This is a genomic window from Marinobacterium profundum (assembly GCF_001528745.1).
In the GTDB taxonomy this organism is placed as follows: domain Bacteria; phylum Pseudomonadota; class Gammaproteobacteria; order Pseudomonadales; family Balneatricaceae; genus Marinobacterium_A; species Marinobacterium_A profundum.
Genome location: NZ_BCNS01000080.1, coordinates 80,686 through 103,507 on the forward strand (window position 1 = coordinate 80,686; position 22,822 = coordinate 103,507).

The following is a 22,822-nucleotide window of genomic DNA, read 5'->3' on the forward strand; positions in this document are numbered from 1 at the left end:
AACTCAGCCGAAGGGCCATTTGGGCACGGCAAAGGCATGGCCCAGCGCCGCTTCTATCAGGTTGCCAAGCGCCAGTGCTCTGGCGTCCTGAAAACGTGGCACTATTATCTGCGCCCCCATCGGCAGGCCATTACTGGCCAGACCACAGGGCACCGAAAGGGCGGCATGAAAACTGTGATTGATGATCGGGGTAAAGACCGCGTGACCCCGGGCCGATACCGCCTGGCCGTCAATGGTGTTGGGGCCAAGCTCAGTAAAGGCCCAGGCGGTACAGGGCGTGGTGGGGGTCAGCACCGCATCGCAGCACTCAAACAGCTGGGCCAGTGAGCGCTGTAACTGCGCTCGCTCAAAATACGCAGCTGCTACCGCGGTCCCGGACAGCGCCATGCCCTGCTCTATCTGGGCGCCAATATCGACATCGAATTGATCTGGATTCTGGCGCCACTGCTCGCCGTAGAGCGCCGCTAATCCGGCAAACTGCAAGGTGGCAAAGGCTGCTTCACCAGCGCCCGGCGGCCAGACGGGATCGCGTTCTTCCACGAAGGCGCCGGCATCGCGCAGCAGCACCGCCACTTGCTCTATCGCCGCCGCTACCTCGGGCTCTACCGGTACGTCGAGCCCAAAGCGCGGGCTCAGAGCGATGCGCAGCCCTTTGACCGAGGCCAAAGCCGCGGCCGGATCATAGGCAGGCAGACCGACAGGGGCATCGGCATCCCGGGCATCAGCGCCCGCCAGTACCGGCAGCAGCAAGTTCAGATCGGCGACGGAGCGGCTCATCAGACCAATGACGCCGTTACCAAACAGCGGCTCCTGAAAACCGACCGGATGCGCAATCAATCCTGCGGAGGGCTTGAAGCCCACCACACCCGTATGGGATGCCGGGCGGCGCGTGGAGCCACCGCCATCGGTACAGAGCGCGAAAGGCCCGAGCCCCGCAGCCACTGCTGCCGCTGCCCCGCCTGAAGAACCGCCCGGCGTCATGTCCAGATTCCAGGGGTTGCGGGTCGGACCGTAAACTTTATTCGTGGTCACGCCCTTGCAGGCAAATTCCGAGCTGTTGCTGTGACCCAGTATCAGCGCACCGGCCCGACGCAGGCGCTCTACCGCCACGGCATCCGCAGGCGCCACAAAGTCGGCAAACAGCCGGGAACCCTGGGTGGTCTTTTGCCCCTGCACCCAGATAGTGTCCTTGACGCTAAAGGGCACACCCAGCAGGGGCGCGGGCTGCCCCGAGCGCTGCAAGGCTTCGAGCGCCGGCAGCTGACTAAGCACCGCCTGGGCATCGAAACGAATCAGCGCGTTGATCTGCGGATTACGCTCGGTCACCGCGGCAATAAAGGCCTCGGCCACCTCGGCCAGGCTGAGCTCCCCCCGGGCGATGATCGCCGCAAGGCTCGCGGCATTCAGTGCTGGCAGACTCTGGGCAAGATGCCTCATCAGCTGCGGTGCTCGATACGGGCTGCCAGGGCTGCACTGAGCCCAGTCGTATCCTTGGCGCCGGGACGTCTATAGGTACCGGTTTCCGGCGCTTTCAAGTTCAAACTAACCAGCGCTTCGATCTGCTTGATGGCCGCCGCACAGCAATCGATCATCGGCACAGGCACGCGGTGGCGGATACGATCCGCCAGCCCCGACAGAGGTGCACCGGCCAGCACTATCACATCAGCGCCGTTTTCCCGTACCGCTGCCAGGGCCAGTTCCGCCAGCAGGTCTTCCTTTTCCTCCCGCACTGCACCTATAGACTTGAACGGCTGATCCAGCATGCGGATAGCGCAGCAGCGGTCCTGCAGCTGATTCCACTCAACACATTCCTGGTACCAGGCGCCCAGTGCGGTGGAAAAGGTCACTATGGCGAATTTTTTGCCCAGCATGCAGGCGGTCAGCATGCCCGCCTCCGCCAGACCGACGATGGGAATATCAAACAGCTCCCGCGCCGCTCCCAACCCAGGATCCCCGAAGGCCGCCAGAATGGCGCCATCTACCTGATCATGCTGCTGCGCCAGAATCTCCAGCGCAGCACTGGCGCCGATCACAGCTTCAGCCCGGTTGGCGATATAAGGCACACCGAAGGCACCCGTGGCAGGGATGATCTCGGTGCCCACCGCGGCATAGCGCGTTGCCACTTCGGTGAGCTGAGTGGTGAGAACTTCCGATGTATTGGGATTGAGCAAAAGGATTTTCATAGGCGCCCCTGTAGCGGGTGTTTTTCATGATACTGCCACCATATAATTCATAATTCAATATTTTTAGTTATGAGTTATAGATCTAAGCCTATGCACTATCCCCCGAACCCACCACAGGCTCGGCGAACCTTGCCGCTACCCGCCGGATAGGCACAGCGCAGCGAAGCCCATCAAGCCGCCAGCCCACCCACCAATGCGCCATGCCTGGCGTACACAAAAAAAAGGCCCGCATTGCTGCGGGCCGAGGAAGTGCGAACTTGAACTATGTAATATACGCAGGCTTGAATCAGGCCCGCTGTGCTGCTGGCACAGCCGCGCCGCGCATCAGCAACCAGTGGATGGCACCACCCAGCAATGCGCCAATGACCCAGCCGTAGCCGGACAGCGCTTCCAGCGCTGGCACCCAGACTGTACCGATGGAAAAGACGCCCGCGACGCAGAAGCCCAGGATGGCCTTTTTGTTCCAGCCGCCGTCAAAGTAGTACTTGCCCTTGGGATCGGCCGAGAACAGATCCTGAATATCCAGATTGCCACCCTTGATCAGGTAATAATCCACAATCATGATGCCGTATACCGGCGCCAGCACCGCCCCCAGAGTATCCACAAAACCGGCGATGCCGACCTGGCTGACCAACGAGACCCAGAGGCCGCCGATAAAGAACGCTATCACCGCCGTAATCAGCCCGCCCATGCGGAAGCTGATCTTGCTCGGCGCCAGGTTGGCGATGTCATAGGCTGGCGGGATAAAGTTGGCCACCAGGTTGATGCCGATAGTAGCCGCAAAGAAGGTGATGGCGGCGACCACGGTGAGGAAGGTGTTATCCACCCGCGCGATAATATCGGTTGGGTTGGTCAGGGCTTCGCCGAATAGCACTACGGTGCCCGCTGTCACAAAGAGGGCAATAAAGGAAAACACTGCCAGGCTGACCGGCAATCCCAGCAGGTTCCCCTTCTTCATTTCCGACTCACTGCGCACAAAGCGCGAGAAATCACCGAAGTTGATCACCACCGCAGCAAAGTAGGCAATCATGGTGCCGACGATAGCCACGAAGGCGGAAAAGCTGCTGCCGGTGTAGTCCGAAGCGCCGCTGAAAATAGTGCCTACCGCATCCAGCAAACCGCCGCCGGCCTTGTACCAGATCACCGCCAGCAGTGCGAACATCACCAGATATACCAATGGGCCGGCCCAGTTAAGGAAGCGGGTAATCCAGTCGATACCCTGCCAGAACAGGTAAATCTGGAACAGCCAGACCAGCACAAAGGCGGTCCAGTCCACGGCGGTCATGCCGAGGAAGGTCGCGGTACTTTCGATGGTGAAGAGCGTATTGATCAGCAGCGCTATGGCGGTCGAGGCAAAGTAGGTTTGCACGCCATACCAGAAGATGGCGACGATACCGCGGATTACAGCGGGGAAGTTGGCGCCCCGCACGCCCATGCTGGCGCGAGCCATCACCGGATAGGGAATGCCATAGCGCACGCTGGGTGCGCCGGACAGATTCACCAGCCCCATGACGATAAAACCCGCCAGGATAATAGCCGCAAACACCGCCCAGCCATTGAGGCCGTAGCTAATAAAGAGCGACGCCGCCAGGGTATAGCCAAACAGACTCTGGATGTCGTTAGACCAGACATTGAATATTTCGAACCAGCCCCAGGTGCGTTTTTCCACCGGAATGGGCGCCAGATCCTCGTTGTACAAACTGCTGTCGATCTTTTTAATTGTTAGATTTTCACGCATGGTTTTCCACCGATCTTATTAGGGCTGCTACGCCTGTGGGCTTGTGCCTACCCCGACCACCCCGGGCCGACATAACGCACTGAGCCATCATCCTCGATAGCCCTGCTTCAACATTACTGGAAACATTATTGTTAACAATGACAATAGAACACATATCGATTAAAAACAAAACAAAGATGTTTACAGAGATGTACACAAATAACCCCCAGCTGAATCGGCTTCATGCAGCCGAGACCAGACAGAACTGTTCACAAATGAGGGAAAGGCCACAGAATTGGACAAAAAGTCAGTTAAATTGAGACAAGTTCAGAGAAATCAGGGGTTAGCCAACAAAGCCAGCAACTGCAAATGCTGCTGAAAATGGCGGCATGCCCACCTTGATGAGAGAGTATGAGGCGCAGGAAATTTCACTTTTCGTTAACAGTAGAGCCAACAATGAACGGCCGTACAGGTTTTGTCATTCAGCCTTTAGGTACTTTGAATGGGTCGCTTCATAGTACGCCCAAGTCGCAATTGGACAGCGCCTAGCTTCAAGGGGAGAGGATACTACTTGGTCTACCGGACCCAAGCGAGATGGAAATCATGAATTTAAAACCTATTGCCGCCGCGCTCTTAACCCTTACAAGTCTGCTGCCCCTGAGCACACAAGCTCAAACCCGGATGGACTTTTCCAATGAGTACAATGCCAGCTCCATACATGCCGAGGGCGACCTGTACTTTATTGAACAGGTCAAAGCACTAACGCAGGACCAGGTCGGTATCACGTTACATACAGGTGGAGCACTGGGTTTCAAGTCTGCCGACCATTTTTATGCGGTATCCGACAATGCAATTCAGATTGCAGACACACTGGCCGGTACGCTGAGTGGCATAGACCCCATTTTTCTGCTGTCCTCCCTCCCCTTCCTGGCGGAAAATGAAGATGAAGCTGAGGCACTCTACAAAATAGCGCGCCCCTATTACGAGCAGGTATTTGCCGACAACAACCAGGTTCTGCTCTACGCGTCCCCCTGGCCTGCCAGCGGCATCTGGGCCAAAAAGCCAGTCAACTCGCCGTCAGATCTGGAACAGCTCAAGATTCGCACCTATGACAAAAATGGCACCATTACACTGCGTGAAGCTGGGGCATCACCGGTTAAGCTTTCGTGGGCCGATGTAGTACCGCAGCTATCAACAGGCGGCATTGAGGCCGTACTTACTTCGGCAGAAGCCGGAGCCAATGGCAGCTTCTGGGAACACCTGAATAACTACAGCGCTATTCAGTATGCGGTACCACTGAACATGGTGCACATGAACAGGGACGAGTTTGACGGCCTCGAAAAGGAGCAGCAGCAGGCAGTTTTGGAAGCAGCCAAACGCACAGATGAGCATAACTGGCAGGAAGTACGTTCCCGCGTTGCCGCGAACTACCTGGAACTGGCTGAACATGATGTCGCTATCCAGAACCCTGTCTCGCCCGAGCTTTCCACTGCGCTTAAAAATGCCGCCAAACTGGCCATTGAGCAGTGGCTGGAAGCCGTTGGTGAGCGCGGAAAAACTATCATGACGCAGTTCGAGAAGAACGGCAGCGCTCAATGATTCGACTGATCTGTCGCTGCATTAGCCCAGCCAATCGGCTGGCAGGGCTTCTGGCCATGCTGCTGATTGTTTACATAACCGGGCATATTCTGCTGGAAATCGTTATGCGCCTGTTCGGCACCTCGACCTTTGTGCTGGATGAGTTCATCGGCTATGCCGTGGCAAGCATGACATTTCTCGGGCTGGGCTATGCGCTGGAGCGCGGATCTCTGGTTCGCGTCAATGTATTGCTGGATCGACTTCCGACCAAGTGGCACTGGCTGCCGGATCTGATATCGACTCTGTCAGCTCTTGCAGCCTTTTCCTGGCTGGCCTGGTACTGGGGGCTCAATGTTTGGCGCAGTTATAAGCGTGGAACTCTCAGTGAAACCCTGGCTGAAACTCCGCTGTGGATTCCAGAGGGGATGGTACTGGTTGGCATGCTGCTGCTGTGTTTAACACTGCTGTCCCGCGCATTGCACCTGATTTCTGAGCGTTCCCTGCCTCCCAATACGAGCGTGAACTAATGGATACTGTGTTCGTTGCCGTCGGGGTCATAAGTCTGATTCTTATTGTGCTGGGTCTTGGAACCTGGGTGTTTGCCGGTCTCGTAATCGTGGCCCTGGGCTCGCTTGTCTGGCTCGGTGACTTCAGTTTCGATCGTGCAGGACTCATTCTGAGTCGTATCTTATTCCGGGCAGGAAGCTCCTGGGAGCTGTCTGCCATCCCGCTGTTTATATTTATGGGGGAGCTGATTTTTCGCTCCAATATTTCCGAGCGCCTGTTCCGGGGGTTGGAGCCCTGGACGAACCGGATTCCCGGTGGAATTTTGCACACCAACGTTGTGGGCTGCGCCCTGTTTGCGGCGGTCAGTGGTTCAAGTGCCGCCACAACCGCCACCATTGGCAAGATTACGACAACAGAGCTGGCCCGGCGCGGTTACGACCGCAACCTGTCCATTGGCTCGCTGGCAGGCGCGGGCAGCCTGGGGCTGCTGATTCCGCCATCCATAGTGATGATCGTCTATGGCGTGCAGGCCGAGGTATCAATCAGTCAGCTCTTTATGGCAGGTGTTCTCCCTGGCATTCTGATCGCACTGCTTTACTCCGGCTATATAGTCGCAGTAACGCTGCGCCAGCCTCACAAGGCACCTCGCAGCCAGGACGTAGCCACTACCTTTTTGCAAAGTCTGGGATTACTTGCCCCGGTACTGTTGCTCATTGCACTGGTGATGGGATCCATCTACAGCGGCGTCGCGACACCGTCTGAGGCTGCGGCTGTTGGAGTCGCTGTTACGATTATCCTGCTGGGTGTCGAACGGCAACTGAGCTGGGACATGTTTCGCGAAGCCTTAACGGGCACCGTTCTCAGTGCCACCATGGTGTGCAGTATTTTGGTGGCAGCAGCCCTGCTATCCACCGCTATGGGTTATCTGCACCTGCCGCGGGAACTGGCAACCTATATTGCCAGCCTGGAACTGTCACCTGCCATGCTGCTGCTGGCACTGGCGCTGTTCTACATTGTGCTGGGCCTGTTCCTGGATGGGATATCGATCACGGTCATGAGCCTGCCAATCACATTGCCCATTGTTATTCAGGGCGGCTTTGACCCGCTGTGGTTTGGCATTTTCCTGGTAATAATGGTGGAACTAGGACAAATAACACCACCGGTAGGGTTTAACCTTTTCGTCCTGCAGGGATTAACCGGCGAGCGGATTGGTCGCATTGCCTACGCCGCAATTCCATTCTTTGCACTCATGTGCACTGCTGCATTAATGGTGAGCATTTTTCCGGAAATTGTTCTGTGGCTGCCGCAACAGCTGACTGGTTAATGACTCGCTGCAGGGGTAATGCGAAGGCATTACTCCTGCTTACCGGGCAACTCCTACAGCCTAAATTTCAGCTGAATATGCTTTGCAGATCAATGGCGCTGTGGGTGCCGGAAGTCAGGTCGAGCTGTTCTTCCAGGTGATTGAGGTGTTCGATCATCAGCTCCACCGCGCGGGTGGCGTCCTGCTGTTCAAATGCCTCTATCAGGCCGCTGTGCTCGCAGCAGGGATGCGTGGCGGTCTGCTCGGAATGGCGGGCACTGGCGCGCTGGTACTGGGCGATGATCAGTGAGGTTCTGGAAATGATTTCGCGCAGGAACTGGGTCAGTACCGGCTTGTCGGCCAGCTCGCCAATTTTGAGATGGAACTCGCCGGACAGACGGATACGCCGATTGAGGTCACCGTCGCGGTGGGCTTGCTCTTCCAGCTCGACATGTTCGATCAGCGCACGCTGCTTGTCGGCGGAGAAATTCAGCGCCAGCTCGCGTACCAGCTCGGTCTCGATCAGACGCCGGGCCTGAAAAACCTCCCGTGCCTCCTTCACCGTAACCTTGGCGACATAGGCGCCACTGTTGGGCACCAGGTTCACCAGATTGTGGTGCGCCAGGCGCAGCAGTACCTTGCGGATACCCCCACGGCTGGTCTGGAAAACCTCGCACAGATCCTCTTCCTTGAGGCGGGTACCCGGCTGCAGCTTGCGCTCCATGATGGCAGACCAGATACGATCGTATACGTCGTCTGCGCCGGGCTTGCTGTCACTTTTACGAATGCTGGTTTTGGTCATGTTTCTATATCAAATGTCTTGATGCGAATAGGCCATCGGCAGTCATTGCACGACAGCGGTAACGATAGTGCGACTGAGAAGGTTTACACCCTGTTCCACAATGCCCGAGACCCATGCCGCTGTACAATCTCTGCGGGCATTATTGCACAGCTGGCAGTAATAACCGGCGTTTGGCAGAACACTTTAGAGTGTATCGAGTTCGGGTAACTGCCAGTTTATCGGCGTGCGCCCACGGGCCTTGAGAAACGCATTGGCCTGGCTGAAGTGGCGACAGCCGAAGAAGCCCCGGTGCGCCGCCAGTGGCGACGGATGGGGGGAGTGCAACACAAGGTGACGCTGCGTATCGACAAAGGCGCCCTTCTTCTGGGCATAGCTGCCCCAGAGAATAAACACCACATCGTTACAGTGCGCATTAACGGCGTGAATCACCTTGTCGGTGAAGCGCTCCCAGCCCCGTTTCTGATGGGACGCCGCCTGACTCTGTTCCACGGTTAATACCGCATTGAGCAGCAGTACGCCCTGGCGCGCCCAGCTTTCCAGACAGCCATGCTGTGCAGGCGCTATGCCAAGATCCGCCTGCAGCTCCTTGTAGATATTACGCAGGGAGGGCGGCACCTTGATGCCAGCGGGCACCGAAAAGCTCAAGCCATGAGCCTGACCCGGCTGATGGTAAGGATCCTGCCCCAGAATCACCACCTTCACATCCTCCAGCGCCGTGCTCTGCAGTGCATGCAGCCAGTGCTCGGGGGCAGGATAAATGTGCTTGCCGGCCTGCTGTTCAGCTTGCAGGAAACGCTGCAGCTCCAGCATGTAAGGCTGTTCAAGCTCAGGCCCCAGCAGTGCCTGCCAGTCCGGCTGCAGCGACAGTTGCATCTGCTTTTTATCGAGGGCGAGCCATTGCAGGGTCATCAGAGCTGTCCGCTGTCCTTGATCTCGCCCTTGGCATCACGCAGCGCCTTGACCACGCGACCGTGGTAAAGCGAGTAGTAACGCAGATTGCCTGGGGCATGGGCGAAAAAGCCCGAGATCAGAATCGCCAGCACGAACACAGGCGCCATCAGTACCGGCCAGGGTATTACCAGCCCCAGCAGAAACACTTTCAGCAGAATGGCCTGGCCTCGCAGCTGCAACAGCCAGACGCCGTCGCAGTACAGCTCGATCAGCACCATGGAGAGCCCGGCACCAAAGCCCAGCCACAGAAAACCGAGCCATTGCGCCGTGGGAAGCTGATAAAGGAAATGGCCGGCAAGGCCCGCAATTCCCACCAGATGCAGGCTGCGCAGCGCTATGTTGAGATAGCGCTTGCCCGGCACTTTGCGTGAAGGCGATGGGAACAGCAGACTGCTGCTGGCCCTATCCGTGACTCCCATAGTCGGCGTGCTCTGCCTAAACCCAGGCTTATGCCTGCGATTTTACCGGGCGCATGGCCGGGAACAGGATTACGTCGCGGATCGACGGCGAGTCGGTGAACAGCATGACCAGACGGTCAATGCCGATACCCTCGCCCGCTGTCGGCGGCAAACCGTATTCCAGCGCATTGATATAATCGGCATCGTAATGCATGGCTTCATCGTCGCCGGCATCCTTTTCGGCGACCTGGGCGCGGAAACGCTCGGCCTGATCTTCGGCATCATTCAACTCGGAGAAACCGTTGGCCAGTTCGCGACCGCCAACAAAGAATTCGAAGCGATCGGTAACGAAGGGATTGTCGTCGTTGCGACGCGCCAGCGGGCTGACTTCGGTCGGGTATTCGGTAATGAAGGTCGGCTGATCCAGACGGTGCTCGACGGTCTTCTCGAAGATCTCGATCTGTACCTTGCCCAGACCCCAGCTGTCCTTGACGTTGATGTCCAGGCGCTGCGCGATCTGACGTGCAGCATGGTCATCGGCCAGGGCCGCTGCGGTGATATCAGGGTTATAGTGCAGGATGGAGTCGAATACCGACAGCCGGGTAAAGGGCTTGGACAGGTCGTATTCGAAGCTTTCCAGCACTTCGCCTTCTTCGTTGCGCACCGTGTTGATCAGGGTAGTGGTACCCAGGACTTCCTGCGCAACGCTGCGCAGCATGTCTTCGGTCAGATCCATCAGGTCCTTGTAATCGGCATAGGCCTGGTAGAACTCGATCATGGTGAACTCGGGGTTGTGTCGCGTCGACAGCCCTTCGTTGCGGAAATTGCGGTTGATCTCGAACACGCGCTCGAAACCGCCCACCACCAGACGCTTGAGATACAGCTCAGGCGCGATACGCAGGTACATGCCGATATCCAGCGCATTGTGATGCGTTACGAACGGACGGGCAGAAGCGCCACCCGGGATCGCCTGCAGCATCGGCGTTTCGACTTCCAGGAAGCGGCGCTCGGTAAGGAAGCGGCGAATGCCGGAAACGATGCCGGAACGCACTTCAAACACGCGACGCGAGTGATCATTGGTGATCAGATCAACATAGCGCTGACGGTAACGCATTTCAGTGTCCTGCAGGCCCTTGTGCTTGTCGGGCAGCGGACGCAGGCTCTTGGTGAGCAGCTGGCATTCTTCCATATCGACAAAGAGGTCGCCCTTGCCGGACTTGTGCAGCACGCCGCTGATGGCAACTATATCGCCCAGATCCAGGGATTTGGCGAAGGGCCGCGCCGGCTTGTTGACGTACAACTGAATGCGGCCGGTCATGTCCTGCAGCACCAGAAAGGCGCCACGGTTCAGCATGATGCGACCGGCAACCGATACCCGATATCCCAGTTCTTCCAGTTCTTCCTTGGTCTTGTCGCCGTAGGCCTGCTGCAAATCCTGCGCATAGCTGTCACGGCGAAAGCTGTTAGGGAAGGCATTGCCCTGTTCGCGCAGCGCGTTGAGTTTGTCGCGGCGCTCAGCGATAAGGCGGTTTTCGTCTTGCGCGACGGCTGGGGTAGTCTCGGACATCGGGGGAACCTTAATCTGTAATACGTTGAATACGGGTCAATCGGGCCCGCCGGAGCGGGCCAGACTTACAAGCCGGCCTTGAGGCTGGCTTCGATAAACATGTCCAGGTCGCCATCCAGTACGCGGTCGCAGTTGGATGTCTGCACACCGGTGCGCAGATCCTTGATGCGGCTGTCATCCAGCACATAGGAACGGATCTGACTGCCCCAGCCGATATCGGCCTTGGAATCTTCCAGAATCTGAGCGGCTTCAGAGCGCTTGAGCATTTCTAGCTCATACAGCTTGGAGCGCAGCTGCTTCATACAGAAGTCCTTGTTCTGGTGCTGCGAACGCTGACTCTGGCACTGCACCACCGTATTGGTCGGGATGTGCGTGATACGCACCGCCGACTCGGTTCGGTTAACGTGCTGACCACCGGCACCTGAGGCGCGGTAGACATCGACACGCAGATCCGCCGGATTGATGTCGATCTCGACGTTGTCATCGATTTCGGGCGACACAAAGACCGAAGCAAAGGACGTATGACGACGACCGCCGGAGTCGAACGGCGACTTGCGCACCAGGCGGTGCACGCCGGTTTCGGTACGCAGCCAGCCAAAGGCGTACTCACCCTCGAAGCGGATGGTGGCACTCTTGATACCGGCAACATCACCGTCTGAGACTTCCACCAGCTCGGTTTTGAAGCCCTTGTCCTCACCCCAGCGCAGGAACATGCGCAGCATGATGTTGGCCCAGTCCTGCGCCTCGGTACCGCCGGAGCCTGACTGGATATCCAGGAAGGCGTTGTTGATATCGGCTTCACCGGAGAACATGCGCCGGAACTCGAGGGTTTCCAGCCGCGCAACCAGAGCTGCGACTTCCTTCTCGACTTCCGCCGCTGTGTCTTCGTCATCGTCCTCGACGGCCATGTCCAGCAGCTCGCGGGCATCAGCCGAACCGCTTGCCAGCGCATCCAGTGTCTGCACTACGTCTTCCAGCTGAGCGCGCTCGCGGCCCAGTTTCTGGGCGTTGGCAGGATCATCCCACACGGAGGGAGATTCTAGTTCGCGCGACACCTCTTCCAGACGTTCTTTCTTGACGTCATAGTCGAGATAAACACGCAGGGAGCCGGCGCGCTCGCCGATATCCTTCAAGGCGTTGATGATCGGGTTAATTTCCATCGCTTGCGTTCAATACTCGCAGATTAGAAAAGGGGCGTATTTTAACTGATCCGCCGGTGGCTTTAAATGATCTTTACCGCTGTCTGCGCCTGGCCGCCTATATCCAGGGTCAAACCCAGACGGCAAAAGCACGGTGAAGCCCCATTGCAGCACGTAACTAGCCCCATAATGCAGCCTCCGTCTCAATCACTGAAATCCGCCCAGCCCAGCCCCGCAGACAAGGGTTAGCCCAGCTAACTACCTAATTTGGAAGTATACTTGCGCCAGGGTGCGGCATTACAAATGCCGTAACAAGCTCAGGACAAAACCACGACCAGGCCAAATTCAAGCGACAGCCACAAGCAGTATCAGCGCAGAGGCAACGCCATATGGATATACGCAGTGACAAAAGACTCACATTTAGTCCCACAGGCTCTGTCATGCTGAAAATTATCCCCGCCCTGCTGCTGGCGCTGGCCGCCCTCTTCGGCACCTCAGCTGCTGCCGCCACTGCCTCGGATACTGCAGCAACCGTCATGCCCGACTTCACCACCAGCCTGTACGGTGTGCTGGCCCTATGCATCTTTGTGCTGGCCTACATCTTCGTTATTGGCGAAGAGTTTTTCCTGCTGCGCAAATCCAAGCCCATGATCGTCGCCGCCGGCCTGATCTGGCTACTGACCGGCATCGCCTACGCCGTAAACGGTGATACCGAAACTGCAGGCCCAGCGCTGCAGCACAATATTCTGGAATACGCCGAGATGTTCCTTTTCCTGCTGGCGGCCATGACCTTTGTCACCACTCTGGAGGAGCGCCAGGTGTTCGGCGCGCTGCGTTCCTGGCTGATCGTGCGCAAGTTCTCCCTGCGCCAGGTGTACTGGATTACCGGCGCCCTGGCATTTGCGCTGTCACCGGTGGCCGATAACCTGTCCACTGCCCTGCTGATGGGTGCCGTGGTGCTGGCCGTCGGTAACGGCAATCGCCAGTTCGTCACTGTGGGCAGCATCAATGTTGTTATCGCCGCCAATGCCGGCGGCGCCTTCAGCCCCTTCGGCGATATCACTACCCTGATGGTCTGGCAGGAGGGTCTGGTGCCCTTCACCGAGTTTGGCCGTCTGTTTCTGCCCTCTTTGGTCAACTGGCTGGTGCCGGCGCTGCTGATGTACCGCGTGGTCGAAAAGGCACCGCCTGCAGCCGAGCATCACGGGGGCGTCTGCATGCGCCGAGGCGCCCTGGCGATTATCGGCATTTTCCTCGCCACCATAGTATTCTCGGTGCTGATCAACAGCAGCCTGAACCTGAGCCCGGCGCTGGGCATGATGACAGGGCTGGGCATCCTGAAACTCTACGGCTACTGGCTGGCAAGGCGCGAACCGGCTCTGCGCGATACCGGTCACCTGAGCCAGCACCAGGCGGAAAATATCACCAGCATGGAGTCCGTTCAGGGTGATCACACCGATGTGGTGCGCCGATTCGATATCTTTCATGTGGTCGAGCGCGCTTCCTGGGACACCCTGATGTTCTTCTATGGTGTGGTGCTGGCGGTGGGCGGGCTGGCCCAACTGGGCTACCTGAGCCTGGCCTCGGAGCACGTCTATGGCACTCTCGGACCTACACTGGCCAATATTGCCGTCGGCTTGCTGTCGGCGGTGATCGATAATATTCCGGTCATGCTGGCGGTGCTGCGCATGGCGCCTGACATGGATATGGCCCAGTGGCTGCTGGTCACCCTCACCGCCGGTGTCGGCGGCTCATTACTGTCTATCGGCTCGGCCGCGGGCATAGCCCTGATGGGCCAGGCCCACGGCGTTTATACCTTTATGAGCCATTTGCGCTGGACCTGGGCCATTGCCCTGGGCTACGCCCTGAGCGTACTCTGCCATCTGTGGATAAGTGGAATCTGATGACGACCCTGTTACGACTGTTCCTGCCCTTCGCGCTGGGCTATTTCCTGTCCTATCTGTTCCGCGTAGTCAGCGCCGTGGTGGCGCCTGCCCTCACCGCAGACCTGCAACTGGATGCCGCCACCCTGGGGCTGATTTCCAGTAGCTACTTTCTCACCTTTGCCGCCTGCCAGATTCCACTCGGAGCACTGCTTGATCGCATAGAGGTGCGCAAACTGGCCGCTGCGCTGCTGCTGTTTGCCGCGGCCGGCAGCCTGATTTTTTCCCAGGCGGAATCCGCCCTTGGGCTGCTCATAGGACGGGGGCTGATTGGCATAGGCGTGTCCGCCAGCCTGATGGCGGCCTTCAAGGCCTATGTCATCTGGCTGCCACCGGCGCGCCTGCCGCTGGTGAATGGCCTGCAACTGGCCTGCGGCGGGCTCGGCGCCCTGGCAGCAACCTCACCGGTGGAGTGGTTGCTGGGCATCACCGACTGGCGCGGCCTCTTTCTGGGCATGGCGCTGCTGTGCCTGCTGGTATCCCTGCTGCTCTGGCTGCTGGTGCCCAAAAAACCAGTGACAGACGCTGTCAACGGCGACACTCAAGCCAAACTTTCGGTCGTACAGGTCATGCTTGACCCGCGTTTTTACCGTGTGGCACCTGCCTGCGTACTGTCCCAGGCCAGCTTTATCGCCCTGCAATCGCTCTGGGTCGGTGCCTGGCTGCGTGATGTAATGCTGCTGCCAGACGCCGAGGCCGCCGACGTGCTCTTTGTCTGCGCCGCCGGCATGGTGGCAGGCTTTCTGTTGATGGGGTTGATCGCCGACCGACTGCAGCATCTGGGGATTGCCCCACGCCACCTGAGCCTGGGGGGTATAAGCGCTTTCGTCTGCCTGCTGCTACTGCTGCAGCTCGACACAGGCGCCCCCAGTCTGCTGCTCTGGGGCCTGCTGGGCTTTTTCGGCACTTCGGGCACACTGATGTTTGCGGGCCTGGCGCAGCAGTTCCCGCCGAGCCAGAGTGGCCGGGTCAGTACCAGCCTGAACCTGGGAATCTTTGTCTTTGCCTTTGTGATGCAGTGGGGTCTGGGCGGCATTATTCAGCTCTGGCCCGTCGGCGATGCCGGCCAGTATCCGGTCATGGCCTACCGGGTCGCCTTTGGTATCGCCAGCCTGATATCCGCGGCGGGGCTGCTCTGGTATGGAGTCTGCGCGCTGCGCTCTCAGCCCGACAGGCCGAACGCCGCCAGCACCTGAGGCAGCCAGCAGGCAAGCCGTTGATCGGTTTCGCTGCGCTGGCTGTCTTCATCCAGCGCAAGACCGACGAAAAGGCGCCTATCTTCACTTAGCGCCAGCGATGCTTTGAAGTCATAGTCATCGGAGCAGGGCCAGGCACCGACAATACGGGCACCCCTGGCCTGCAGGCGCTCATGCAGCAGACCCATGGCATCCAGATACCAGTCCGAATACCCCATCTGATCCCCCAGACCAAAGAGCGCACAGACGCGCCCCTGCAGATCAAGCGTCTCCAGCTGCGGCCAAAGGTCCTGCCAGTCCAGCTGCTGCTCGCCAAAATCCCAGGTGGAGATACCAAAAATCAGGTAACTGTAATCATCCACAGCCGCGAGTGCGGTGTCAGCTATGTCATGCAGATCAATCAGGCCTGGGCCTGCCAGCTGAAACAGACGCTCGGCGACATGGGCCGTATTGCCGGTGGTGGAGCCGTAGAAGAGCCCTATAGGTGCAAGCATGAAAATCCGCAGTGAAGCTCTGAAATAAAAAGTTGAAGTGACAAGCTGAAGTAAAAAGCCAGGCGGGGAAAATCAAGCGCATTCTGCCGAGCCCCAGGCTGCGGCAGAACCGGAAACGCGGGAATTACTTGGGATTAAAGGATTCGAAACTGCTCTGGGTAATCTTGTCGATCGCAGAGCGCGCATCCTGCAGCGCCTTGAGATTCTGTTCACCCACGCTGCGCAGCGTTTCTTCAAGCTCCTTGGCGTAGGCCTTCTGCAGCTCCATCAGGTCCGATGCGTTCTGACATTTCTGCATTTCCCGCGTCTGCTGGATAGTCGCCTCGACGCAGGATTTGGTGCACTCCATCTGCTGGCGGGTCAGCTCTTCGAGCATTTTGGTCTGGATGTTGACAAGATCCTTGAACGGTTCCATCGATGTGCCGAACTGCTTGGTAAAGTCTTGAAACATGGCGATCACCCTTGTTGAGGCGGGAACAAAGTCGCGACAGGCCTGCAGGAAACTCATAAAAGGAAGTAATACGATGATTCCTCACAAGTCTCTATAATACAGCACTCGAATCGGATTTGGGCAAGCTCAGGGTGGCATTAAGCGCCGGGCCCAGTCGACCAATCAGGAGTGGTTATGCGTCTTTTACACACCATGTTGCGGGTTACGGACCTGCAGAAGTCAATCTCCTTCTACACCGAGCTGATGGGCATGCGCCTGCTGCGTCGCAAGGATTATCCGGCTGGCAAGTTCACCCTCGCCTTTCTCGGCTACGGCGATGAGAAGGACACTACAGTGCTGGAGCTGACCCACAACTGGGATACCTCCAGCTACGAGCTGGGCACTGCCTACGGTCATATCGCCATTGAAGTGGACGATGTCTACGCTGCCTGCGATAACATCAAGACCCGCGGTGGCCAGGTCGTGCGCGAGGCAGGCCCCATGAAGGGCGGCACCAGCATTCTGGCCTTCGTCAAGGATCCCGATGGCTACATGATCGAACTGCTGGATCCCAAGCGCCTCGATTAAGCTGCAGCAATCACCTGCCGCGCGGTGCCCTGCACCGCGCAGTTGCCTGTTTTATCTGCACATTTCCGCCGTCTCCGGTTCTCTTTGTCAGCAGACATTGATCCAGCTTCGCCTGCACACGTTTTATCCACGGCTTCGCGCCGCTATAATAGCCGCCATTCTGACTTCTGAAGTACCTCCGCGATCCAATGGAGCACCATTTCCAATGAGCAAAAGAACACTCCTTGCCGCCGCCGGCCTGTTAATGGTTCTGTCCAGCACACCCCTGCTGGCGGCAGATCTGGGCCAGGCCAGCCGCGACTTTGAAAACAAGGACTACAGCGCTGCGCTCGACGCCCTGGAGTCCCTGGGTAAGGAGGGCAACCCGGACGCCCTGAGCATGCTCGGGCAGATGTATGAAAACGGCTGGGGTGTGAAACAGGATATCGAGAAGGCCGCCGCCCTGTTCAAGCGCGGTGCCAATCAGGGCCACCTGGACAGCGTTAACGGCCTGCGCCGACTGAAGAACATCGAATACCGTGAAGAACTGAAAAGCGTGCAGCTGAGCGCAGAAGCCGGCGATGCCAGCGCCCAGAATCGTCTTGGCGAAATGTACGAATTCGGCTACGGCATTGAGCGTGACCCCAATCTGGCTTTCAGCTGGTACCAGAGTGCCGCCGAGCAGAAGCTGGTTGTCGCTCAGCACAACGTTGGCCGCTGCTACAACTTTGGCACAGGCGTGAAACAGAACTTTACCGAAGCCGAGCTCTGGTATCGCGAAGCCGCCCAGCAGGGCCACATGGATGCCATGTTCTTTCTTGGCACCCTCTATTCCAATAACCACGGTCTGGATCATAGTGCCGACACCAACGTGATTGCCTACGCCTGGATGCACAACTCGGCACAGCTGGGCAACGCTACCGCCGCGGCCATCGAAAAACGTCTGCTGATGAAGCTCGACGAGCCCCAGACCGAGGCCGCCAAAACCCTGGCCGAAGAGTATCTCGACCAGTACGTGCGTCCCTTCAAGTAATCAGCTCCAGTCTGACATCAGGCCGCATCGACTCCCGCTGCGACCCGGTGTCGGCTCGCCGCGCCCGGAGACTTTATGCATATCCCCTTTTCCGACAGCCGCGAGGCTGTACGCTCCGCCACTCTGGTGCGCCGGCTGTTGTCCATGCTGTACGACAGCCTGCTGGTTCTCGCGCTCTGGATGGTGCTCGGTGGTATCGGTGTGGCCATCAACCACGGTGAGGCCGTGGAAGGCCCGCTGCTCAAGTCAGTGCTGTTTATATCCAGCTACCTGTTCTTCGCCTATTTCTGGACCCGCAGCGGCCAGACCCTGGGGATGATCGCCTGGAACCTGCGTGTTGAGACCCTGGCGGGCGGGCGCATCAGCTGGACGCAGGCACTGATCCGCTTCCTGATAGCCATACCCTCGGTATTACTGCTGGGTGCAGGCTACTGGTGGATGCTGCTGAGCGACGAGAGGCTCAGCTGGAATGATCGTTTCTCAGACACCCGCGTGGTGCAGCTGAAAAAACAGCCCAAGTCGTGAGATAAGGTGCGAGGTGCGAGGAAGAGCAAGGTAAAAGGGGCTAGGGGCTAGGGGCTAGGAAGAGCAAGGTAAAAAGGGGCAAGGGGCAAGGGGCAAGGGGCAAGGGGCAATTTGCCACTTTCATCTTGCCCCTTTTCACTGCTATTTGGCGCGCTGCAGCATCCATCCGCCCAGCAGCATACACACCAGAATAGGCGCCAGTACCGCCAGCCAGGGCGCGAAACCGTAAACGCTGCTGGCCGGCCCCATCAGATCCTGAGCAAACTTGAAGGTCAGGCCCACCAGGATACCGACGATCAGGCGCTGCCCCACAGTGACACTGCGCAGCGGCCCGAAGATAAACGAAATACCGATCAGCACCAGTGCCAGTATCGCCAGTGGCTGCAGCAGCTTGCCCCAAAAGGCCAGTTCATAATCCACACTGCTCAGCCCCTGTTCGCTCAGATAGGCCGAAAATGCGCTCAGGCCGGTAATCGACAGATCCACCGGTTCCACTACTATGACGGACAGCAGGGTTGGCGTCAGGCCCGAATTCCAGACTTCGCTCGCACGCTCCAGCACCTCGGTGCTATTCCCCAGAAAACGGGTTTCACGGATGTCTTCCAGATTCCAGGCATTGTCGACGAACTCGCCGCGACGCGCATAACTCGCCGAGGCCAGATCCCGCTCACCATTGAGCTGATAGCGGGTTACACCGAATATCACTCCATTGGGCTGTACGGCGTTGATATGGATAAAGCTGTCGCCTTCACGGTGCCAGACACCATAACGCGACTGCAACGCCTCGCCACCGGACTGCACCATGGCCCTGCGGCTCTGGGCGATCTGCTCGGTCTTGGGCACCACGTACTCACCCAGTATCAGTGCCACCAGCACCAGCACCAGCACCGGCTTCATCACCGCCCCGACAATGCGCCCGGTAGACACGCCAGACGCGCGCATAACAGTCAGTTCGCTGTGGGAAGCCAGCATGCCAAGCCCGATCAGGCAGCCGACCAGACAGCTCAGCGGCAGAAATTCATAGATGCGACGCGGCACCGTCATGCCCAGATACAGCAGCGCTTCCAGCATGTCGTAGCGCTCGTTGAAGGAATCCATCTCATCCACCAGCGAGAACAACAGATCCAGCCCCACCACCACCAGCATGACCACCATAATGGCACCCAGGACATGCTGAGCTATATACCAGTCGAGCTTTCTCATGCGCGCCTCCGTTTAAGACTCGGCAGGCTCGGCAAGCGCTGGCCCAGCCGCTCCCAGAAGTGTTCGGCAAAAATCAGATTCAGCGCCAGAGCCAGAAAGCCGCCATGCACCAGCCACAGACTTATACCCGGAGCCTTACCGTCTTCCACCGCACCACGGGCCGCCCCCAGCAGCGTCAGATAAAGCAGATAGAGCAAAATGGAGGGAATCAGCTTGGCAAATCGCCCCTGACGCGGATTGGTGCGACTCATGGGTACGGCCAGCAGCGTCACCACCAGCGCCAGCACGGGTAGCGAGAGGCGCCAGTGGAACTGGGCCAGGGCCGCATTACTGCCATCGGCCAGCAGCGCCAGGGTCGGCAGCGCCTCAAGTTCTGCACTCTTCAATTCTGCCGCGGCATCCGGCAGGCGCACACCATACTCGCCATACTGAATGCGGCGATAGCTGGCGTCCCCCGGCACGCCTTCGTAGCGCACGCCATCCTGCAACACCAGGAAGCGGCCCTTGTCCTGGGTATCGTAGCGATAGCCCCGCTCCGCCAGCACCACCACGGGCGCACCGCCCTGGCTACTGTCGGAAATAAACAGACGCTCCAGCCCACCGGCCGCCGCATCCAGCGACTCGGTGTAGGTCACGCGATTGCCGCCTGGCAACGGCTGAAAGCGGCCCGGCACCAGCGTATCGAAGGCATTGATGTTGTCTCGCTGCAGGTACAGATCTGCCGTGCGCTGCGCCCCCAGCGGCGACAACTGCATGCTCAGCAACCCCACCACCAGCGCCACAATTGCGGCCGGACCAAGGGAATAAAGTACCAGCCGTTTCTGACTTATGCCGCAGGCCCGCAGCACCACCATTTCGCTTTCGAGATAGAGGCGCCCGAAAGCCAGCAATACACCCAAAAACAGCCCCAGCGGCAGAATCAGCTCCAGAAAGCCTGGCAACCGATAGAGCAGCATCTGACCCAGCAACTCGGGCGCAAGTTTGCCCGCCGCCGCATCACCGAGGTACTTGATAAAGCGCCCACTTACGATGATCATCAGCAGGATTGTGCTTACTGCAGCCGTGCTGATCAGTACTTCGCGGGTCAGGTATCGGAAAACGATCAAGACGTTTTACCTTGTTGGTCAGAGGACAAACTGCGCTATTCGCAGGGTTCGGCACAGGCCTGTGGGGCGCGCGTGCAGGCGCAGCAGACCCCGATGGCATGGCGGACACCGTCTGTGAATAACTCAGCGCATCCTAAGTTCAATGAATTCAAATAGTTTTAAATAGTTTATAGTGCAAAGCACTTTGGAGTGCTGCGGCATTATCCATAAATACGACTTTAAAGTCTTGTTTGGAGCCATCATGGATTTCGAGATTGTAAGTGGCGCCATCGCGGCGCTGGAAACGGAACTGCTGATCGTCGGCGTCGAAGCCGACAATGTCCTGACCCCCGCTGCGGCCAATCTGGACAGTGCCAGTAACGGCTACCTGAGCGACATCCTTGGCGGTGGCGACATCCAGGGCAAGCTGGCCGAAAGCCTTCTGCTGCAGCGCGTCCCGGGCGTTACCGCCAAACGCGTTCTGCTGCTGGGCCTGGGCAAGAGCGACGAGCGTAGCGAACGCAGCTACCGCAAGCTGGTCAAGGCCGCCTTTGGCAGCATCAAGAGCATCCGCGCCACCAGCGTGACCTTCGCGCTGGACGTGCCCGCCACTCAGCAGAACGATCTGTACCGCCAGACCCGCCAGCTGGTTGAGTGGGGCACCGCCGAACTCTATCAGTACGATGAAACCAAAAGTCAGAAAGCCGAACCACTGCTGCTGGCACACCTGCATATTCTGCTACCCGACGACGACGTCGAAACCGGCGAGCATGCCCTGGTCGACGGCGTTGCCATTGCCAACGGTGTATCGGTGGCGCGGGATGTCGGCAACCTGCCGGGCAACATCTGCACCCCTACCTACCTGGCTCAGCAGGCGATCCGTCTGGGTGACGAATACGACAGCATCAGCACCAGTGTGCTGGATGAATCCGAGATGGAAAAGCTCGGCATGCACTCGCTGCTGTCGGTCGGCCACGGCAGTGATCAGCCCTCCAAGCTGATCGTGATGGAATACAAGGGTGCCGCTGACGCCAACGCCCAGCCCTATGCTCTGGTAGGCAAGGGCATCACCTTCGATACCGGCGGTATCAGCCTGAAGGGTGGTGCCGGCATGGATGAAATGAAGTTCGACATGTGCGGTGCCGCCAGCGTGCTCGGTACTATGAGCGCGGTGGCCGAGATGGCGCTGCCAATCAACGTGGTCGGCATCATCGCCGCCGCCGAGAACATGCCCAGCGGCCGGGCCACCAAACCTGGTGATGTTATCACCACCATGTCGGGCCAGACCGTTGAAGTCCTCAATACCGATGCCGAAGGCCGTCTGGTACTGTGCGACGCCCTCACCTACTCCGAGCGTTTCAAGCCCAAGACAGTGGTGGATATCGCCACCCTCACCGGCGCCTGCATAGTGGCGCTCGGTCACCAGGCATCAGGCCTGCTGGCCAACGACGATGCCCTGGCCAACGAGCTGCTGGAAGCCGGCGAATTCGCCGCCGACCGCGCCTGGCGCATGCCGCTGTGGGACGAGTACCAGGAACAGCTGGACTCCAACTTCGCCGATATAGCCAACATTGGTGGCCCGGCGGGCGGTACCATTACCGCGGCCTGCTTCCTGTCCCGTTTCACCAAGAAGCTGCGCTGGGCTCACCTGGATATCGCAGGCGTGGCCTGGAACAGCAAGGGCAAGGAAAAGGGCGCTACCGGACGTTGCGTACCACTACTGAGCCAGTACCTGCTGGACCAGATCGAAGACAGCGAGCATGAGCACTAAAAACCGCGCTGACTTCTACATACTGGCGGCGTCCGACGAGGACAGCCGCCAGCAGTTTTTCTGCCGCCTGAGCGAGAAAATTCTCGGCCTCGGGCTGCAGGTGTTTGTGCAGGTGCCGGATGAAATCCGCGCCGGCAGGCTCGACGAACAGCTCTGGTCCTGGCGGCCGGACAGCTTCGTACCCCACGCCCTGCAGGGCGCAACGCCCGAGGCACCGATCACCATCGGCTGGGGCTCTGAGCTGCCTGCACACCGCGATGTCTACGTTAACCTTGGGCTGGAGCTTCCACCCGAGGCGCTGCAGTTCAAGCGCATCGTTGAAATCGTGGTACAGGACGATGCCATACTTCAGGCCAGCCGCAGCAACTACCGTCTGTGCAAGGACCAGGGTCTGGAACTGCACCGCCGCGACATGCGCTAGCTTCCCACT

At 58.6% G+C, this 22,822-nt stretch carries 22 protein-coding genes; 10 read left to right on the forward strand and 12 right to left on the reverse strand.

Annotated features, from left to right (window positions below; genetic code table 11):
- Positions 1-3: 3 nt before the first annotated feature.
- The 3 genes from MPRO_RS03970 to MPRO_RS03980 form a co-directional block, all read right to left on the reverse strand.
- Positions 4-1,437, reverse strand: coding sequence for an amidase (locus tag MPRO_RS03970; protein ID WP_067287290.1), 1,434 nt, complete (start codon positions 1,435-1,437; stop codon positions 4-6).
- Entirely contained in the window at positions 1,437-2,183 is a 747-nt protein-coding gene (locus MPRO_RS03975) for an aspartate/glutamate racemase family protein (RefSeq protein WP_067287294.1), read from the reverse strand. Before MPRO_RS03975 ends, MPRO_RS03970 begins: the two co-directional genes overlap by 1 nt.
- A 286-nt stretch (positions 2,184-2,469) precedes the next feature.
- The gene (locus tag MPRO_RS03980) at positions 2,470-3,921 is read right to left on the reverse strand and encodes an NCS1 family nucleobase:cation symporter-1 (RefSeq protein WP_067287297.1); all 1,452 of its coding nucleotides are present in this window, start codon (positions 3,919-3,921) and stop codon (positions 2,470-2,472) included.
- A gap of 582 nt (positions 3,922-4,503) precedes the next feature.
- On the opposite strand from MPRO_RS03980, the gene MPRO_RS03985 reads away from it, so the two are divergent.
- Genes MPRO_RS03985 through MPRO_RS03995 form a run of 3 tightly spaced genes read left to right on the forward strand, consistent with a single transcriptional unit; the run spans position 4,504 to position 7,309 of the window.
- On the forward strand, positions 4,504-5,499 hold the full coding sequence (locus tag MPRO_RS03985) for a TRAP transporter substrate-binding protein (protein WP_082708433.1): 996 nt from the start codon (positions 4,504-4,506) through the stop codon (positions 5,497-5,499).
- Entirely contained in the window at positions 5,496-6,005 is a 510-nt protein-coding gene (locus MPRO_RS03990; RefSeq protein WP_067287304.1) for a TRAP transporter small permease subunit, read from the forward strand. Before MPRO_RS03985 ends, MPRO_RS03990 begins: the two co-directional genes overlap by 4 nt.
- A complete protein-coding gene (locus MPRO_RS03995) occupies positions 6,005-7,309 on the forward strand; it encodes a TRAP transporter large permease (protein WP_067287306.1) in 1,305 nt (434 codons plus the stop codon). The genes MPRO_RS03990 and MPRO_RS03995 overlap by 1 nt, the downstream gene beginning before the upstream one ends.
- 67 nt (positions 7,310-7,376) lie before the next feature.
- Here MPRO_RS03995 and MPRO_RS04000 read toward each other — a convergent pair whose 3' ends face one another.
- The 5 genes from MPRO_RS04000 to prfB form a co-directional block, all read right to left on the reverse strand.
- Positions 7,377-8,090 carry a GntR family transcriptional regulator gene (locus MPRO_RS04000; RefSeq protein ID WP_067287309.1) on the reverse strand — a complete coding sequence of 238 codons (714 nt, stop codon included), beginning with the start codon at positions 8,088-8,090 and terminating at the stop codon, positions 7,377-7,379.
- Between the two features lie 183 nt (positions 8,091-8,273).
- The gene (gene ung / locus MPRO_RS04005) at positions 8,274-8,963 is read right to left on the reverse strand and encodes a uracil-DNA glycosylase (RefSeq protein ID WP_067287420.1); all 690 of its coding nucleotides are present in this window, start codon (positions 8,961-8,963) and stop codon (positions 8,274-8,276) included.
- Positions 8,964-8,998: 35 nt separating this feature from the next.
- The gene (locus tag MPRO_RS04010; protein WP_067287312.1) at positions 8,999-9,460 is read right to left on the reverse strand and encodes a hypothetical protein; all 462 of its coding nucleotides are present in this window, start codon (positions 9,458-9,460) and stop codon (positions 8,999-9,001) included.
- A gap of 28 nt (positions 9,461-9,488) precedes the next feature.
- Positions 9,489-11,006, reverse strand: a complete 1,518-nt coding sequence (lysS, locus tag MPRO_RS04015; RefSeq protein ID WP_067287315.1) for a lysine--tRNA ligase — start codon at positions 11,004-11,006, stop codon at positions 9,489-9,491.
- Positions 11,007-11,071: 65 nt separating this feature from the next.
- On the reverse strand, positions 11,072-12,166 hold the full coding sequence (gene prfB, locus MPRO_RS04020) for a peptide chain release factor 2 (protein ID WP_067287319.1): 1,095 nt from the start codon (positions 12,164-12,166) through the stop codon (positions 11,072-11,074).
- A gap of 419 nt (positions 12,167-12,585) precedes the next feature.
- Here prfB and nhaD point away from each other — a divergent pair, with 419 nt between their 5' ends.
- Both nhaD and MPRO_RS04030 read left to right on the forward strand, forming a co-directional pair.
- Complete coding sequence (gene nhaD, locus MPRO_RS04025) at positions 12,586-14,049, forward strand: sodium:proton antiporter NhaD (RefSeq protein WP_067287322.1); 1,464 nt, start codon at positions 12,586-12,588, stop codon at positions 14,047-14,049.
- The gene (locus MPRO_RS04030; RefSeq protein ID WP_067287326.1) at positions 14,049-15,284 is read left to right on the forward strand and encodes an MFS transporter; all 1,236 of its coding nucleotides are present in this window, start codon (positions 14,049-14,051) and stop codon (positions 15,282-15,284) included. Before nhaD ends, MPRO_RS04030 begins: the two co-directional genes overlap by 1 nt.
- Here MPRO_RS04030 and MPRO_RS04035 read toward each other — a convergent pair.
- Positions 15,251-15,778, reverse strand: a complete 528-nt coding sequence (locus tag MPRO_RS04035; RefSeq protein WP_067287328.1) for a flavodoxin — start codon at positions 15,776-15,778, stop codon at positions 15,251-15,253. The two genes, MPRO_RS04030 and MPRO_RS04035, sit on opposite strands and share 34 nt — an antisense overlap.
- 124 nt (positions 15,779-15,902) lie before the next feature.
- Positions 15,903-16,229 carry a phasin family protein gene (locus MPRO_RS04040; RefSeq protein WP_067287423.1) on the reverse strand — a complete coding sequence of 109 codons (327 nt, stop codon included), beginning with the start codon at positions 16,227-16,229 and terminating at the stop codon, positions 15,903-15,905.
- Positions 16,230-16,403: 174 nt separating this feature from the next.
- On the opposite strand from MPRO_RS04040, the gene gloA reads away from it, so the two are divergent.
- The 3 genes from gloA (at position 16,404) to MPRO_RS04055 (ending at position 18,333) form a co-directional block, all read left to right on the forward strand.
- Positions 16,404-16,796, forward strand: a complete 393-nt coding sequence (gene gloA / locus MPRO_RS04045; protein ID WP_067287331.1) for a lactoylglutathione lyase — start codon at positions 16,404-16,406, stop codon at positions 16,794-16,796.
- 205 nt (positions 16,797-17,001) lie between these two features.
- The gene (locus tag MPRO_RS04050; RefSeq protein ID WP_067287334.1) at positions 17,002-17,808 is read left to right on the forward strand and encodes a tetratricopeptide repeat protein; all 807 of its coding nucleotides are present in this window, start codon (positions 17,002-17,004) and stop codon (positions 17,806-17,808) included.
- Positions 17,809-17,883: 75 nt separating this feature from the next.
- A complete protein-coding gene (locus tag MPRO_RS04055; protein WP_067287337.1) occupies positions 17,884-18,333 on the forward strand; it encodes an RDD family protein in 450 nt (149 codons plus the stop codon).
- 141 nt (positions 18,334-18,474) lie between these two features.
- Here the strand turns inward: MPRO_RS04055 and lptG are convergent, their stop codons facing one another.
- Positions 18,475-19,536, reverse strand: coding sequence for an LPS export ABC transporter permease LptG (gene lptG / locus MPRO_RS04060; protein WP_067287340.1), 1,062 nt, complete (start codon positions 19,534-19,536; stop codon positions 18,475-18,477).
- Complete coding sequence (gene lptF, locus MPRO_RS04065) at positions 19,533-20,642, reverse strand: LPS export ABC transporter permease LptF (RefSeq protein ID WP_067287343.1); 1,110 nt, start codon at positions 20,640-20,642, stop codon at positions 19,533-19,535. Before lptF ends, lptG begins: the two co-directional genes overlap by 4 nt.
- A 241-nt stretch (positions 20,643-20,883) precedes the next feature.
- Between lptF and MPRO_RS04070 the strand changes: the two genes are divergently transcribed.
- The gene (locus MPRO_RS04070) at positions 20,884-22,392 is read left to right on the forward strand and encodes a leucyl aminopeptidase (RefSeq protein ID WP_067287346.1); all 1,509 of its coding nucleotides are present in this window, start codon (positions 20,884-20,886) and stop codon (positions 22,390-22,392) included.
- Complete coding sequence (locus MPRO_RS04075) at positions 22,382-22,813, forward strand: DNA polymerase III subunit chi (RefSeq protein ID WP_067287349.1); 432 nt, start codon at positions 22,382-22,384, stop codon at positions 22,811-22,813. The genes MPRO_RS04070 and MPRO_RS04075 overlap by 11 nt, the downstream gene beginning before the upstream one ends.
- The last annotated feature ends 9 nt before the right edge of the window (positions 22,814-22,822 follow it).